This is a genomic window from Micromonospora sp. L32 (genome assembly GCF_052068055.1).
Classification (GTDB): domain Bacteria; phylum Actinomycetota; class Actinomycetes; order Mycobacteriales; family Micromonosporaceae; genus Micromonospora; species Micromonospora purpureochromogenes.
In genome coordinates this window covers 71591-85671 of the sequence record NZ_JBQHDD010000013.1, presented here as the reverse complement: position 1 = coordinate 85671, position 14081 = coordinate 71591, and the positions used below count along the sequence as shown (strand labels likewise).

Here is a 14081-nt window from a genome sequence, read left to right as displayed (position 1 = left end):
GCCGCCACCGGTTTGCCGGACGAGGTGTGCGACGGTACCCGCTCCGGGCCGGGTCGTGCCCGGCCGGTGCCGCGGATCACGGCCGGTCAGAAGAGGCTGAGCGGGTCGACCTGGAGGCGCACCGGGTCGGTGGCCTTGCGGGCGCTGCGCACCCCGGCGGCGGTGTGCAGCGCCTCGGCGAGGGCGGCGGCCCGGGCCCGGGGCACCCGCACCAGCATCCGCTCCCGGTCGCCGTCGGCCGGGACCGGGCCGAGCACCTCCGCCCCGTCGGGCAGCCGGGCCTCCGCCAGCAGGTCGGCCACCGCGACCGCCGGACCGGTCACGCTGGCCATCTTGGTCGCCGGCGGGAAGCCCAGCTCCCGCCGCTCGGCCAGCTCCCGGGCGGCGAACCAGGCCGGGTCCCAGCGCAGCAGGGCCTGCACCGGCGCCAGCGCGCCGTCGGCGACCACCACCACGCGCCCGCCCACCGACGCCGGCCGGGCCAGCGCGGCCGCGCTCAGCCAGCGGCGCAGCGTCTCCTCGCCGGCGCGCAGGTCGGCCCGGGTGAGCAGGGCCCAGGAGTCCAGCAGCAGCACCGCGCCGTAGCCCCCCTCGGCCAGCGGCTCCGCGCCCGGGGTGGCGATCACCAGGCCGGCGCCGCCGGGCACGCTGGCCAGCACCTCCTCCCGGCCCGAGGTGCGTACCGGCACGCCGGGAAAGGCGCGGCCCAGCTCCTCGGCGGTGCGCCGGGCGCCGGTGACCGCCGCGCGCAGCCGCCGACCGCCGCACTCCGGGCAGGCGTACGCGGCGGTGACCCGGCCGCACCAGCGGCAGGCGGGGATGCCCTCGGCGGAGGGCAGCGCCAGCGGGCCGGCGCAGTGCGGACAGCGGGCCGGGGTGCGGCAGTCCGCGCAGGAGATCGAGGGCAGGTAGCCCCGGCGCGGCACCTGCACCAGCACCGGGGCGTCCGCGCGCAGGGTGTCCCGGGCGGTGGTCCAGGCCAGGCTGGGCAGCCGGGCCGTCGCCGCGCCGGGGTCGCGGGCCAGCTGCGGGTCGTCGCCGGTCGGCGCGATGCTCGGGGTACGCGCCCGCAGGGTCGCCCGGTCGGCGACCACCTCGCGGGCCCAGCCGGTCTCCACCAGCAACTGCGCCTCGGCGGTCCGGGTGTAGCCGCCGACCAGCGCGGCGGCCCCGGCGAGCTGGGCCCGGGTGAGCAGCACGTCCCGGGCGTGCGGGTACGGGGCCCGGGGCTCGGCGTGCAGGTCGTCGCCGTCGTCCCAGATCGCCACCAGGCCGAGCCGGTCGACCGGGGCGAACATCGCCGCCCGGGTGCCGATCACCACGGGCGCGGTACCGCGCCGGGCGGTGAGGAAGGCCCGGTACCGGCGGGCCGGTCCGAGCGCGGCGGAGAGGCAGACGTGCCGGCCCGGGCCGAGCGTGCCGGTCAGCGCGGCGTCCAGCCGGTCCAGGTCCCGGGCGTCGGCCACCACGACGACGGCGCCCCGCCCCCCGGCCACGGTCGCGGCGACGGCGTCGGCGTAGCGGGCGGCCCAGTCCTCCCCGGCCAGCGCCGACCAGACGGCGCGGGGCGGTCGGCCCTCGGCGAGCGCGCGCAGGAACGCCGGGCCGGCCGGATAGTCCCGCCAGCCGCGCGGGTCGACGGCGGGCGGGGCCGGTGCGCCGCTCGGCTCGGACGCGTCCGACGCGGCGCCGGCCCGGGTTGGGTCGGGTGCGGCGGCGACCCCGGTCGGCCCGGACGCGTCCGACGCGGCACCGACCCCGGCGGACGGGGACGGCGCGGCGGCGACCCCGTGCGTCGGCGGCGTGTCGGTGGTCGGGGCCGCGCTGACCTCGTCGGGCGTCGAGGCGGTGTCGGAGGTGTCCGCGTCCACCGTCGCGGCGTGCGCGCGCAGGTCCTTCTCGACCCGGGCGTGGCGGGGCGGGACGGCGAGCCGGAGCACGTCGGCGAGGCTGCCGGCGTACCGGTCGGCGACGGCCCGGGCCAGCCGGGCGATCTCCGGCGCCAGCACCGGCTCCGGGGAGACCACCTTCTCCAGGTACGCCAGCCGGCCGGTGTGCCCGGAGTCGTCGGCGCGGTCCAGCAGCCAGCCGTCGACCAGTTGACCGGCGAAGCGCACCTTCACCCGCACCCCGGGCACGGCGTCGCCGTCCAGCTCGGCGGGGACCAGGTAGTCGAACGGGCGGTCGAGGTGCGGCAGTGGCACGTCGACGCAGACACGAGCGACCGGCGACCCCTCAGCGGGTCGCCGGTCGCTGCGCCTGGTGCCGGTCAGGCTCCCGCTACCGACTTGAGGTCGGCGGCCCGGTCGGTGCTCTCCCAGGTCAGGTCCGGCAGCTCGCGACCGAAGTGGCCGTACGCGGCGGTCTGCTGGTAGATCGGGCGGAGCAGGTTGAGGTCCCGGATGATGGCGGCCGGGCGGAGGTCGAAGACCTCGGTGACGGCCTTCTCGATCGAGGCGACCGGCACGGTCTCGGTGCCGAAGGTCTCGATGAACAGGCTGACCGGGTGGGCCTTGCCGATCGCGTAGGCGACCTGCGCCTCGCAGCGCTCGGCGAGGCCGGCGGCCACCACGTTCTTGGCCACCCAGCGCATCGCGTACGCGGCCGACCGGTCCACCTTCGACGGGTCCTTGCCGGAGAACGCGCCGCCGCCGTGCCGGGCGTACCCGCCGTAGGTGTCGACGATGATCTTGCGGCCGGTCAGGCCGGCGTCGCCCATCGGGCCACCGATCTCGAACCGGCCCGTGGGGTTGACCAGCAGCCGGTAGCCCTCGGTGTCCAGACCGAGGCTCTCCAGCTCGGGGGCGATGACGTGGTCGCGCACGTCCGGGGTGAGCAGCGAGTCCAGCGAGATGTCCGCGGCGTGCTGGCTGGACACGACCACGGTGTTGAGCCGGACCGGACGCAGGCCGTCGTACTCGATGGTGACCTGGGTCTTGCCGTCGGGCCGCAGGTAGGGGATGGTGCCGTCCTTGCGCACGGCGGCCAGCCGGCGGGCCAGCCGGTGCGCCAGCGCGATCGGCAGCGGCATCAGCTCGGGGGTCTCCGAGCAGGCGAAGCCGAACATCATGCCCTGGTCGCCGGCGCCCTGCGCGTCGAGCGCGCTCTCCGACTCACCGGTACGCAGCTCGAAGGCGTTGTCCACACCCTGGGCGATGTCGGCGGACTGGCCGCCGATCGAGACGCTGACGCCGCACGAGGCGCCGTCGAAGCCCTTCTTCGACGAGTCGTACCCGATCCCGAGGATGGTCTCCCGGACGATCGTCGGGATGTCGGCGTACGCCTTGGTCGTCACCTCGCCCGCGACGTGCACCTGCCCGGTGGTGATCAGGGTCTCCACCGCGACACGGCTGTGCGGGTCCTTGGCCAGCAGGGCGTCCAGGATGCCGTCGCTGATCTGGTCGGCGATCTTGTCCGGGTGGCCCTCCGTGACCGATTCGGACGTGAAAAGACGTGTCACGGCACTCCTAAGCACTTGAGTCTCTCTGGAAAGGTCGCTCCGCGGCAGTTTAGTCACCCGGTTCCAGGGTGCCGCAGCCAACGCGAAAGTGACCAGCGTTCAGGACAACGCGGCCAGCCGGGTCACCACGAGGTCCCAGACCCGGTCGGCCAGGTCTTCCTTGGACTGTTCCGGAAGGGTGGTCACGCTGCCGTCCGCGCCCACCACGGTCGCCGCGTTGGTCTCGGCCCCGAAGACCTTGTCCACGCCCACCTCGTTGATGACGATCAGGTCGGCCCGCTTGCGGGCGAGCTTGGCCCGGCCGTTGGCCTCGGCGTCGCCGGTCTCGGCGGCGAAGACCACCAGCAGCTGCTCCGGGCGGCGCTGCCGCCCCAGCTCGGCGGCGATGTCGGGGTTGGTGACCAGCGCGATGGTCGGCGCGCTGCCGTCCTCCGACTTCTTGATCTTGCCGGGGGCGTAGGTCGCCGGCCGGAAGTCGGCGGGCGCGGCGGCCATCACCACCACGTCGGCGTCGGCGGCGGCCTCCAGGGTGGCCTTGCGCAGTTCTTCTGTGGTGCCCACCCGGACCAGGTCGACCCCGGCCGGGTCGGGCAGGGCGACGTTCGCGGCGATCAGGGTGACGCGGGCGCCCCGGGCGACGGCCGCGCGGGCGAAGGCGTACCCCTGCTTGCCGGAGGAGCGGTTGCCGAGGAAGCGGACCGGGTCCAGTGGTTCGCGGGTGCCGCCGGCGGTCACCACGACGTGCCGGCCGGCCAGGTCGGCGGGGGCGTCCAGGCCCCGGGCCAGGGCCCGGCGGGCGACGGCGAAGATCTCGGCCGGGTCGGGCAGCCGCCCCTTGCCGGTGTCGGCGCCGGTGAGCCGGCCGACCGCTGGTTCGATCACCCGTACGCCGCGCGAGCGCAGCGTCGCGACGTTGGCGACGGTGGCCGGGTGCTCCCACATCTCGGTGTGCATCGCCGGGGCGAGCACCACCGGGCAGCGCGCGGTGAGCAGCGTGTTGGTGAGCAGGTCGTCGGCGAGGCCGTGGGCCGCCTTGGCGAGCAGGTCGGCCGTCGCCGGCGCGACCACCACCAGGTCGGCCCGCTGGCCGAGCCGGACGTGCGGCACCTCGTGCACGTCGGACCAGACGTCGTCGGCGACCGGCTGGCCGGAGAGCGCCGCCCAGGTCGGCGCCCCGACGAAACGGAGCGCCGACGCGGTCGGCACGACCCGGACCCGGTGGCCCGACTCGGTGAAGAGCCGCAGCAGCTCACACGCCTTGTAGGCGGCGATGCCGCCGCCGACCCCGAGGACGATCTCGGCGGGCATCGGCGGAGCGGGTGTTACGGCTGGTCGGTCGGCTCGGCGGTGAGCAGGCCCGCGTTGATCTCGCGCATCGCGATCGAGAGCGGCTTCTCCTGCGGGGTGGTCTCCACGAGCGGGCCGACGTACTCCAGCAGGCCCTCACCGAGCTGGCTGTAGTAGGCGTTGACCTGGCGGGCACGCTTGGCGGCGAAGATCACCAGCGCGTACTTCGAGGTGGTCTTCTCGAGGAGCTCGTCGATCGGCGGGTTGGTGATGCCCTCGGGGTTGGCGATGGATCCCACGAAATACCCTCTGCGTCTGAAGTGTCCGCGCGAGCGCGGCTGGTCGCTCAACCGCGCAGTCGCGGCTGGGCGGGAGCCAGATAGGAAGAACCGAGCAAGCCTACCAGTTCGGCCACGACCCGCTCGGTGAGGTCGTGGACCACGGTGTGTCCGACGGCCGCGAGGACCGCCGGGTCCGGACGGTGGCCCGGAGGCGTCAGCAGGACCAGCCGGACGTCCGGCAGGGCCTCCCGGACGGCGAGCGCGCCGGGCAGGTCGAGCGGGAGCAGCACCGGCCGGCCGTCGGCCAGCCGGGACCGCAGCGGCTCGCGGGGCGTGCCACGGCGGTGCCCGCCGATCCGCGACCACTCCAGCAGCTCGCCCGCGGCGATCATCCGGTCGAAGCCGACCGGGTCCACGAAGCGCCGGTCGACGCCGTCGACCTCGTCGGGGCGACGGGGCCGGGTGGTCACCGGCACCGGCACCCACACGGACGGAGAACGCGCCCGGACCAACTCGACGACACTCTCCCGCGCGGCGCCCGAGGGCCCCGCCAGGACAGTGAGCCGAGCCGCCGGGCGCGCCTCGTCATCCGTGCTCACCGCTTGTTTCTACACGTTGCGGCGTTCAGTTGGCGGCGAACTCTCCAAGCAGAGCCTTGCGCTGCTGCTCGCCGAGCCCGCGCAGGCGACGGCTGTCGGCGATCTTGAGCTTCTCCATGATCTGGGTAGCCCGGATCTTGCCGATGCCCGGCATCGCCTGCAGGACGGCCGAAACCTTCAGCTTGCCGACGACGTCGTCGGACTCGGCCCGCTCGAGGACGGCGGCAAGGGTGGTCTTGCCCTGCTTGAGCTGCTCCTTCAGCTCAGCACGGGCCTTGCGGATCTCCGCGGCCTTCTCCAGCGCGGCAGCGCGCTGCTCGGGGGTCAGTGACGGGAGCGGCACCAGTTCTCCTCAGGTCCCTATCGCGACGGGCGGGGCGCACCGCCGCTCTGTGAAACGTGGTGTCGCTGGCAACCAAAGGGGTCCGTGGTTCCCAGCGCGGGGAAAACTAGCGGTCGCGGGCGGTTTCGGCAACGTGGGCGCGCCAAGATCGGAAAAAGTGACCGAGCCGTCAGTCAGCCAGAACGTCCCGACAGTCGGCCAGCACGCGGTCCACGGCGGCTCGCAGAGCGGCCTCGTCCGGGCCGGCGTTCAGCACCTCTCGGGAGTACGACGGCAGCACCGACGACAGGCTGGAGCCGAAGACCGTCCGCAGGTCCGCGGCCGTCGCGCCCTGCGCGCCGAGCCCCGGGGCGAGCAGCGGCCCGTTCACCTTGGACAGGTCGTGACCGGTGTCGCCGATCGTCGCGCCGACCACCAGCCCGAAGCTGCCGATCGGCTCCGCACCCCTGTTGAGCTGGGAAATCTCGTCAATGACGGTCTGCGCGACGGTGCGCCCGTCGGCCGTCCGGGCGCGCTGGACCGCGGCGCCCTCCGGGTTGGAGGTGAGCGCCAGCACGAAGACGCCGCCGCCGTGGGTGGCCGCCAGCTCGAACATCGGGGCCAGCGATCCGACCCCCAGGTAGGGGCTCGCGGTGATCGCGTCGACGTGCAGCGGACCGGACGGGTCGAGGTAGGCCGAGGCGTACGCGGCGACGGTCGAGCCGATGTCGCCGCGCTTCACGTCCAGCAGAACGAGCGCGCCACAATCTCGTAACTGTCGGATAGTTGACTCAAGAATTCCGACACCTCGGGCACCGAACCGCTCGAAAAAGGCCGACTGGGGCTTGACCACCGCGACCCGGTCCGCAAGCGCTCCCACGACGGTCCGCGCGAACCGGTCCAACCCGTCGACGTCGTCCGGCAACCCCCAGCGGGCCAGCAGCCCGGGATGCGGGTCGATCCCCACACAGAGCGGCCCCCGCTCGGCGACGGCGCGGTGCAGCCGGGTCCCGAAACTCTCCATCGGCGTTCCTCTCCTCACGCTCGCGCTCGGTGGCCGGCCCGTGCCGGCCCCGTCCTGCCCGCCGGCTCAGCCGGCCCCGTCCTGCCCGCCGGCTCAGCCGGCCCCGTCCTGCCCGCCGGCTCAGCCGGCCTTCACCGCCGCCGCGATGCCGGCCGCGATCCGGGCCAGGTCCGCGTCGTCGGTCACGTAGGGCGGCATGGTGTAGACCAGGTCGCGGAACGGGCGCAGCCAGACGCCCTGGGCCACGGCGGCGGCGGTCGCCGCCGCGATGTCCACCTCGTGGTCGAGCTGCACCACGCCGATTGCGCCCAGCACCCGCACGTCGGCCACGCCGGGCGCGCCGCGCAGCGGCTCCAGGCCGGCCCGCAGGCCCGCACCCACCCGGGCGACCTGGGTGGCCCAGTCACCGGCTCGCAGCAGCTCCAGGGACGCGTTGGCGACCGCGCAGGCCAGCGGGTTGCCCATGAAGGTGGGACCGTGCGCCAGCACCCCGTCGGCGGAGATGCCCCGGGCGACCCGCGGGGTGCACAGCGCGGCGGCCAGGGTGAGGTACCCGCCGGTCAGCGCCTTGCCGACGCAGAGCACGTCCGGGCTCACCCCGGCGTGCTCGGCGGCGAACATGGCGCCGGTACGGCCGAAGCCGGTGGCGATCTCGTCGAAGACCAGCAGCACCCCGTGCGCCCGGGTCACCTCGCGCAGCACCCGCAGGTACTCCGGGTGGTGGAAGCGCATCCCGCCCGCGCCCTGCACCACCGGCTCGACGATGACCGCGGCCAGCTCGTCGGCGTGCCGCTCCACCGCGTCGGTCAGCGCCGCCACGTACGCCGGGTCGGGCGGGTCGTCGAAGCCACCGGGCGGGACGGGCGCGAAGACCTGCCGGGGCAGCACGTCGCCCCAGAGGTGGTGCATGCCGCCCTCCGGGTCGCAGACGCTCATCGGGTGGAACGTGTCGCCGTGGTAGCCGCCCCGCCAGGTGCCCAGCCGGCGGCGTTCCGGCCGGCCGGTGGCCCGCTGGTACTGCAGGCACATCTTGACGGCGACCTCGACGCTGACCGAGCCGGAGTCGGCCAGGAAGACGTGTTCCAGCCCGGCCGGGGCCAGCTCGACCAGCGTCCGCGCCAGCCGCACGGCGGGCTCGTGGGTGAGCCCGCCGAACATCACGTGGCTCATCCGGCCGAGCTGGTCGGTGACCGCCGCGTCGAGCACCGGGTGCCGGTAGCCGTGGATCGCCGCCCACCAGGACGACATCCCGTCGACCAGTTCCCGGCCGTCGGCCAGCCGCAGCCGGACGCCCTGGGCGCTCTGGACCACGTACGGCGGGTGGGCCGGGGGCAGCGCCGCGTACGGGTGCCAGACGTGGGCCCGGTCGGCGGCCAGGATCTCCTCGGGCGTCACACGCTCTCCTTCGTACCGTCGAGGGTTGCCCGGCCGGGAGGTCTCACCCGGCCGGCACCGGCGCGGTGGCGCCCGCCGACGCGCGGGCCGCGGCCCGGACCAGGCCGGGGCCCCGGTAGATGAAGCCGGTGTAGAGCTGGATCAGGCTGGCCCCGGCGTCGAACATCCGGGCGGCGTCGTCCGGGTCGAGGATGCCGCCGACGCCGACCACCGGCAGCCGGCCGCCGGTCTCCCGGTGTACGAAGGCGACCACCTCGCGGGCCCGGGTGGCGAGCGGGCGGCCGGAGAGCCCGCCGGTCTCCGCGCCCCGGCCGGCGTCGGCCGGGGCGAGCCCGTCGCGGGCGAGGGTGGTGTTGGTGGCGATCACCCCGGCCGCGCCGCGGGCCAGGCAGACCTCCAGCAGCTCGGCGATGGCCGGCTCGGTCAGGTCCGGGGCGATCTTCACCAGCACCGGCTTCTCCCCCACCAGCGCCGCCAGCAGCGCGTCCAGGTGCGACTTGTCCTGCAACGAGCGCAGGCCGGGGGTGTTCGGCGAGGAGACGTTGACCGCGAAGTAGTCGCCGTGCGCCCGCAGCGCCCGGTACGAGGCCAGGTAGTCCTCGACCGCGTCGGCCAGCGGGGTCACCTTGGACTTGCCCAGCGAGATGCCCAGCGGCGCCCCGATCAGGCGGGGCAGCGCCGCCAGCCGGGCCGCCAGGGCCTCGGCGCCGGCGTTGTTGAAGCCCATCCGGTTGACCACGGCCTCGCTGTCGCGCAGCCGGAACAGCCGGGGCCGGGGGTTGCCCGGCTGGGCGTGCGCGGTGACCGTGCCGACCTCGACGAAGCCGAAGCCCAGCGCCGGCCAGGCCGGCAGGGCCACGCCGTTCTTGTCCATCCCCGCGGCCAGCCCCACCGGGTTGGGGAACTGGACCCCGAACACCGTGCGCGGCGCCCGCACCTGGTACCGGGCCCGCAACGCCGCGAGCGCCGCCGGCCGCCGGGAGAGCGCCGCCAACCGCCGCAACGTCCACTCGTGCGCCGCCTCGGCGTCCCCGCCCCCCACCCGGAACAGCTGAGGCCGCACCACCTTCTCGAAAATCACGCCCCGGCTCCCCCCGGCTCGGTGATCATGAAGTTGTCGCCAGGTCCGGCGGCGGGTCGGGGCGACAACTTCATGATCGACGCGGGAATGGAGCGGGTCACTCGCCGGCTCGCAGGGCGGCGTGGAGCTCCTGGAGGGGGCGGACCTGCATGTCGCCGCGGATGCGGGCCTCGATGCCCATGACCGCCGCGGCGGCGCCGGGGACGGTGGTGATGCAGGGGATGTCGGCGGTCACGGCCGCGCTGCGGATCTCGTAGCCGTCCGAGCGGGCGCTCGCGCCGGAGCCCTGGGGCGTGTTCACCACCAGCGCCACGTCGCCGCCGAGGATCATCGACACCGCGTCCTCGCCCTCGCCCGACTCGTAGTGCTTGCGGATCTGCTCGCAGGCGATGCCGTGCCGGCGCAGCACCTCGGCGGTGCCGGTGGTGGCGACGATCTCGAAGCCCAGGTCCGCCAGCCGCTTGATCGGGAAGATCATGCCGCGCTTGTCGCGGTTGGCGACCGAGACGAAGATCCGGCCGCCGGTGGGCAGCGACCCGTACGCGGCCGACTGGCTCTTGGCGAAGGCGTGCCCGAAGTTGGTGTCGATGCCCATCACCTCGCCGGTGGACTTCATCTCCGGGCCGAGCAGCGAGTCGATGCCCTTGCCGGACCGGGTGCGGAACCGCTTGAACGGCAGCACCGCCTCCTTGACCGCGATCGGGGCGTCCGGCGGCATCACGCCGCCGTCGCCGGTCGGCGGCAGCAGCCCCTCGGCGCGCAGCTCGGCGATGGTGGCGCCGAGCGCGATCCGGGCCGCCGCCTTGGCCAGCGGCACCGCCGTGGCCTTGGAGACGAACGGGACCGTCCGGGACGCCCGGGGGTTGGCCTCCAGCACGTAGAGCATGTCGTCCTTGAGGGCGTACTGGACGTTGAGCAGGCCCTTGACGCCCACCCCCCGGGCGATCGCCTCGGTGTAGCGGCGCACCTGGGTCAGGTGCGAGCTGGCCAGGGTGATCGGCGGCAGCGCGCAGGACGAGTCGCCGGAGTGGATGCCGGCCTCCTCGATGTGCTCCATCACGCCGCCGAGGTAGACCTCGCCGTCGGCGTCGCAGAGCGCGTCCACGTCGATCTCGATGGCGTCGTCGAGGAAGCGGTCCACCAGCACCGGGTGGTCCGGGGAGATGTCGGTGGCCCGGCCGATGTAGTCGCGCAGCGTGGCGTCGTCGTAGACGATCTCCATGCCCCGCCCGCCGAGCACGTACGACGGCCGGACCAGCACCGGGTAGCCGATCTCGTCGGCGATCGCCTTCGCCTCGTCGTACGAGGTGGCCATGCCGTGCGCCGGGGCGCGCAGCCCGGCCCGGGCCAGCACCGCGCCGAACGCGCCGCGCTCCTCGGCGAGGTGGATCGACTCCGGGGAGGTGCCGACGATCGGCACGCCGGCGTTCTTGAGCCGCTGCGCCAGCCCCAGCGGGGTCTGCCCGCCGAGCTGCACGATCACGCCGACCACGCCCGGGCCGCCGGCCGCCCGGCCGGAGGTGTCCTCCGCGTGCCAGACCTCCAGCACGTCCTCGAAGGTCAGCGGCTCGAAGTAGAGCCGGTCGGCGGTGTCGTAGTCGGTGGAGACCGTCTCCGGGTTGCAGTTGACCATGACGGTCTCGTAGCCGACCGCGCGCAGGGCCATGACCGCGTGCACGCAGGAGTAGTCGAACTCGATGCCCTGGCCGATCCGGTTCGGCCCGGAGCCCAGGATGAGCACCTTGGGCCGGTCCGAGGGCGCGACCTCGGTCTCGGAGTCGTAGGTGGAGTAGTGGTACGGCGTGGTCGCCTCGAACTCGGCCGCGCAGGTGTCCACCGTCTTGTAGACCGGCCGCACGTCGAGCCGGTGCCGCAGGGTGCGTACGCCGTCCTCGGCGGCCAGCTCCGGGCGCAGCGCGGCCAGCTGCCGGTCGGACAGGCCGGCCCGCTTGGCCCGGCGCAGCAGCTCGGCGTCGAGCACCGGGGCGTCCACGATCTCCGCGCGCAGCTCGACCAGGCCGGCGATCTGGTCCAGGAACCAGGGGTCCATCCCGCCGGACGCCGCGGCGACCTCCGCGATGGTGGCGCCCAGCCGCAGCGCCCGCTCCACCGTGTAGAGCCGGCCGTCGTGCGGCATCCGCAGCGCGGCGAGGGTGTTCTCCCTGGTCGCGCCCGCCGGATCGGGTTGGGTCCAGAAGCCCGCGCCCTTCGTTTCCATCGAGCGCATCGCCTTGTTGAGCGCCTCGGTGAAGTTCCGGCCGAGGCTCATCGCCTCGCCGACCGACTTCATGGTGGTGGTCAGCTCCGGGTCGGCGCCGGGGAACTTCTCGAACGCGAACCGGGGGATCTTCACCACCACGTAGTCCAGCGTCGGCTCGAAGGCCGCCGGGGTCTTCAGGGTGATGTCGTTGGGGATCTCGTCCAGGGTGTAGCCGATGGCCAGCTTCGCGGCGATCTTGGCGATCGGGAAGCCGGTGGCCTTGGAGGCCAGCGCCGAGGAGCGGGACACCCGGGGGTTCATCTCGATCACGACGATCCGGCCGTCGGCCGGGTTGACCGCGAACTGGATGTTGCAGCCGCCGGTGTCCACCCCGACCTCGCGCAGCACCGCGATGCCCAGGTCGCGCAGGCGCTGGTACTCCCGGTCGGTGAGCGTCATGGCCGGGGCGACGGTGACGCTGTCGCCGGTGTGCACGCCCATCGGGTCGACGTTCTCGATCGAGCAGACCACCACCACGTTGTCGTGGCGGTCGCGCATCAGTTCGAGTTCGTACTCCTTCCAGCCGAGCACGCTCTCCTCGATCAGCACCTCGTGAACGGGGCTGGCGGCCAGGCCGGACCCGGCGATGCGGTGCAGGTCCTCGTCGGTGTGCGCCATGCCGGAGCCCAGGCCGCCCATGGTGAAGGACGGCCGGATCACCACCGGCAGGCCCAGCTCGGCGACGGTGGCCTCGACCTCGGCCATCGAGTGGCAGACCCGGGAGCGGGGCACCAGGTTGGTCGGATCCTCCAGCCCGATGCGTACGCCGGCCTTGGCGACGATGTCCTTGAACAGCTGCCGGTCCTCGCCGCGGTTGATCGCGTCGATGTTGGCGCCGATCAGCTCCACGCCGTACTTGTCCAGCACGCCGGCCTCGTGCAGGGCGACCGCGGTGTTCAGCGCGGTCTGCCCGCCGAGGGTGGGCAGCAGGGCGTCCGGGCGCTCCTTGGCGATGACCAGCTCGACGAACTCCGGGGTGATCGGCTCGACGTACGTGGCGTCGGCGAACTCGGGGTCCGTCATGATCGTCGCCGGGTTGGAGTTGACCAGGCTGACCCGGATGCCCTCGCTGCGCAGCACCCGGCACGCCTGGGTGCCGGAGTAGTCGAACTCGCAGGCCTGCCCGATGACGATCGGCCCGGAGCCGATCACCAGGATGTGTTTGAGGTCGGTGCGCTTAGGCATTCTTCCCGCCTTCGATGAGCTCGGCGAAGCGGTCGAACAGGTAGTCCGCGTCGTGCGGGCCGGCCGCCGCCTCCGGGTGGTACTGGACGGTGAAGGCGGGCACGTCCTTGGCCCGCAGCCCCTCGACCACGTTGTCATTGAGGCAGACGTGGGACACCTGGACGCCCCCGAACTCGGTGTCGATCACCTGGTCGGGGACCACCGCGCCCTGCCCGGCGCCCGGCACCTGCACGGCGAAGCCGTGGTTGTGGCTGGTCACCTCGACCTTGCCGGTGACCCGGTCGAGCACCGGCTGGTTGATGCCGCGGTGGCCGTAGCCGAGCTTGTAGGTGCCGAAGCCCAGCGCCCGGCCGAGGATCTGGCTGCCGAAGCAGATGCCGAACAGCGGCACCTCGCGGCGCAGCACCTCCCGGGCGAGCGCCACCGGCCCCTCGGCGGTGGCCGGGTCGCCCGGGCCGGGCGAGAGGAAGACCGCGTCCGCGCCGGTGGCCAGCAGGTCGTCGATGGTCGAGCCGGCCGGCAGCACGTGGGTGGTGACCCCGCGCGCGGCGAGCCGCCGCGGCACGTTGCGCTTGATGCCCAGGTCGAGCGCGGCCACGGTGAACCGGTGCGGGCCGACCGCCTCGACGACGTACGGCTCGGCGGTGGTCACCTCGGCGGAGAGGTCCGCGCCGACCATCTGCGGCGACTGGCGGACCCGGGCCAGCAGGGCGCGCGGGTCGTCGTCGACGCTGGAGATGCCGACCCGCATCGCGCCGCGCTCGCGCAGGTGCCGGGTCAGCGCCCGGGTGTCCACGCCGGCGATCCCGACCACACCCTCGGCGGCGAGCCGGTCCTCCAGCCCGCCGGTGGCGCGCCAGTTGGAGCCGATCCGGGCCGGGTCGCGCACCACGTACCCGGCGACCCAGATCCGGCCGGACTCGTCGTCCTCGGCGTTGACGCCGGTGTTGCCGATGTGCGGCGCGGTCTGCACCACCACCTGCCGGTGGTACGAGGGGTCGGTCAGGGTCTCCTGGTAGCCGGTCATGCCGGTGTTGAAGACCGCCTCGCCGAAGGTCTCCCCGACGCTGCCGTACGCCTCGCCGTGGAACGTGCGCCCGTCCTCGAGAACGAGGATCGCGGGCCTGCGCTTAGCCATTACTGTGCCGGCCTTTCATTCGCGACTGCGGGACTCCGCTGCGCTGCAT

Annotated in this window: 11 protein-coding genes; all 11 read right to left on the bottom strand. The window is 74.0% G+C overall.

Features of this window, described 5'->3' with window-relative positions:
* Positions 1-86: 86 nt before the first annotated feature.
* The 11 genes from ACTMTB_RS28115 to carA all read right to left on the bottom strand — a co-directional run bounded on the left by ACTMTB_RS28115 (position 87) and on the right by carA (position 14032).
* Complete coding sequence (locus ACTMTB_RS28115; RefSeq protein WP_441149193.1) at positions 87-2204, bottom strand: primosome assembly protein PriA; 2118 nt, start codon at positions 2202-2204, stop codon at positions 87-89.
* A 65-nt stretch (positions 2205-2269) separates the two neighbouring features.
* A complete protein-coding gene (gene metK / locus ACTMTB_RS28110) occupies positions 2270-3460 on the bottom strand; it encodes a methionine adenosyltransferase (RefSeq protein ID WP_179804331.1) in 1191 nt (396 codons plus the stop codon).
* A 99-nt stretch (positions 3461-3559) separates the two neighbouring features.
* Positions 3560-4768, bottom strand: coding sequence for a bifunctional phosphopantothenoylcysteine decarboxylase/phosphopantothenate--cysteine ligase CoaBC (gene coaBC / locus ACTMTB_RS28105; RefSeq protein WP_441149192.1), 1209 nt, complete (start codon positions 4766-4768; stop codon positions 3560-3562).
* A gap of 14 nt (positions 4769-4782) precedes the next feature.
* Complete coding sequence (gene rpoZ / locus ACTMTB_RS28100) at positions 4783-5046, bottom strand: DNA-directed RNA polymerase subunit omega (protein WP_007075826.1); 264 nt, start codon at positions 5044-5046, stop codon at positions 4783-4785.
* A gap of 47 nt (positions 5047-5093) precedes the next feature.
* Positions 5094-5627 (bottom strand): guanylate kinase, encoded by a 534-nt coding sequence (locus tag ACTMTB_RS28095; protein ID WP_441149191.1) that lies wholly within the window; start codon positions 5625-5627, stop codon positions 5094-5096.
* 25 nt (positions 5628-5652) lie between these two features.
* Positions 5653-5970: an integration host factor, actinobacterial type gene (gene mihF, locus ACTMTB_RS28090; protein ID WP_088962722.1), complete on the bottom strand. Its 318-nt coding sequence runs from the start codon at positions 5968-5970 to the stop codon at positions 5653-5655.
* A gap of 169 nt (positions 5971-6139) precedes the next feature.
* The gene (gene pyrF / locus ACTMTB_RS28085) at positions 6140-6973 is read right to left on the bottom strand and encodes an orotidine-5'-phosphate decarboxylase (protein ID WP_357920364.1); all 834 of its coding nucleotides are present in this window, start codon (positions 6971-6973) and stop codon (positions 6140-6142) included.
* A gap of 120 nt (positions 6974-7093) precedes the next feature.
* Positions 7094-8368: an adenosylmethionine--8-amino-7-oxononanoate transaminase gene (locus ACTMTB_RS28080; RefSeq protein ID WP_441149190.1), complete on the bottom strand. Its 1275-nt coding sequence runs from the start codon at positions 8366-8368 to the stop codon at positions 7094-7096.
* Between the two features lie 43 nt (positions 8369-8411).
* Complete coding sequence (locus ACTMTB_RS28075; RefSeq protein ID WP_441149189.1) at positions 8412-9449, bottom strand: quinone-dependent dihydroorotate dehydrogenase; 1038 nt, start codon at positions 9447-9449, stop codon at positions 8412-8414.
* A 97-nt stretch (positions 9450-9546) separates the two neighbouring features.
* Complete coding sequence (carB, locus tag ACTMTB_RS28070) at positions 9547-12894, bottom strand: carbamoyl-phosphate synthase large subunit (RefSeq protein WP_441149188.1); 3348 nt, start codon at positions 12892-12894, stop codon at positions 9547-9549.
* On the bottom strand, positions 12887-14032 hold the full coding sequence (carA, locus tag ACTMTB_RS28065) for a glutamine-hydrolyzing carbamoyl-phosphate synthase small subunit (protein ID WP_441149187.1): 1146 nt from the start codon (positions 14030-14032) through the stop codon (positions 12887-12889). The genes carB and carA overlap by 8 nt, the downstream gene beginning before the upstream one ends.
* Between the last annotated feature and the right edge of the window lie 49 nt (positions 14033-14081).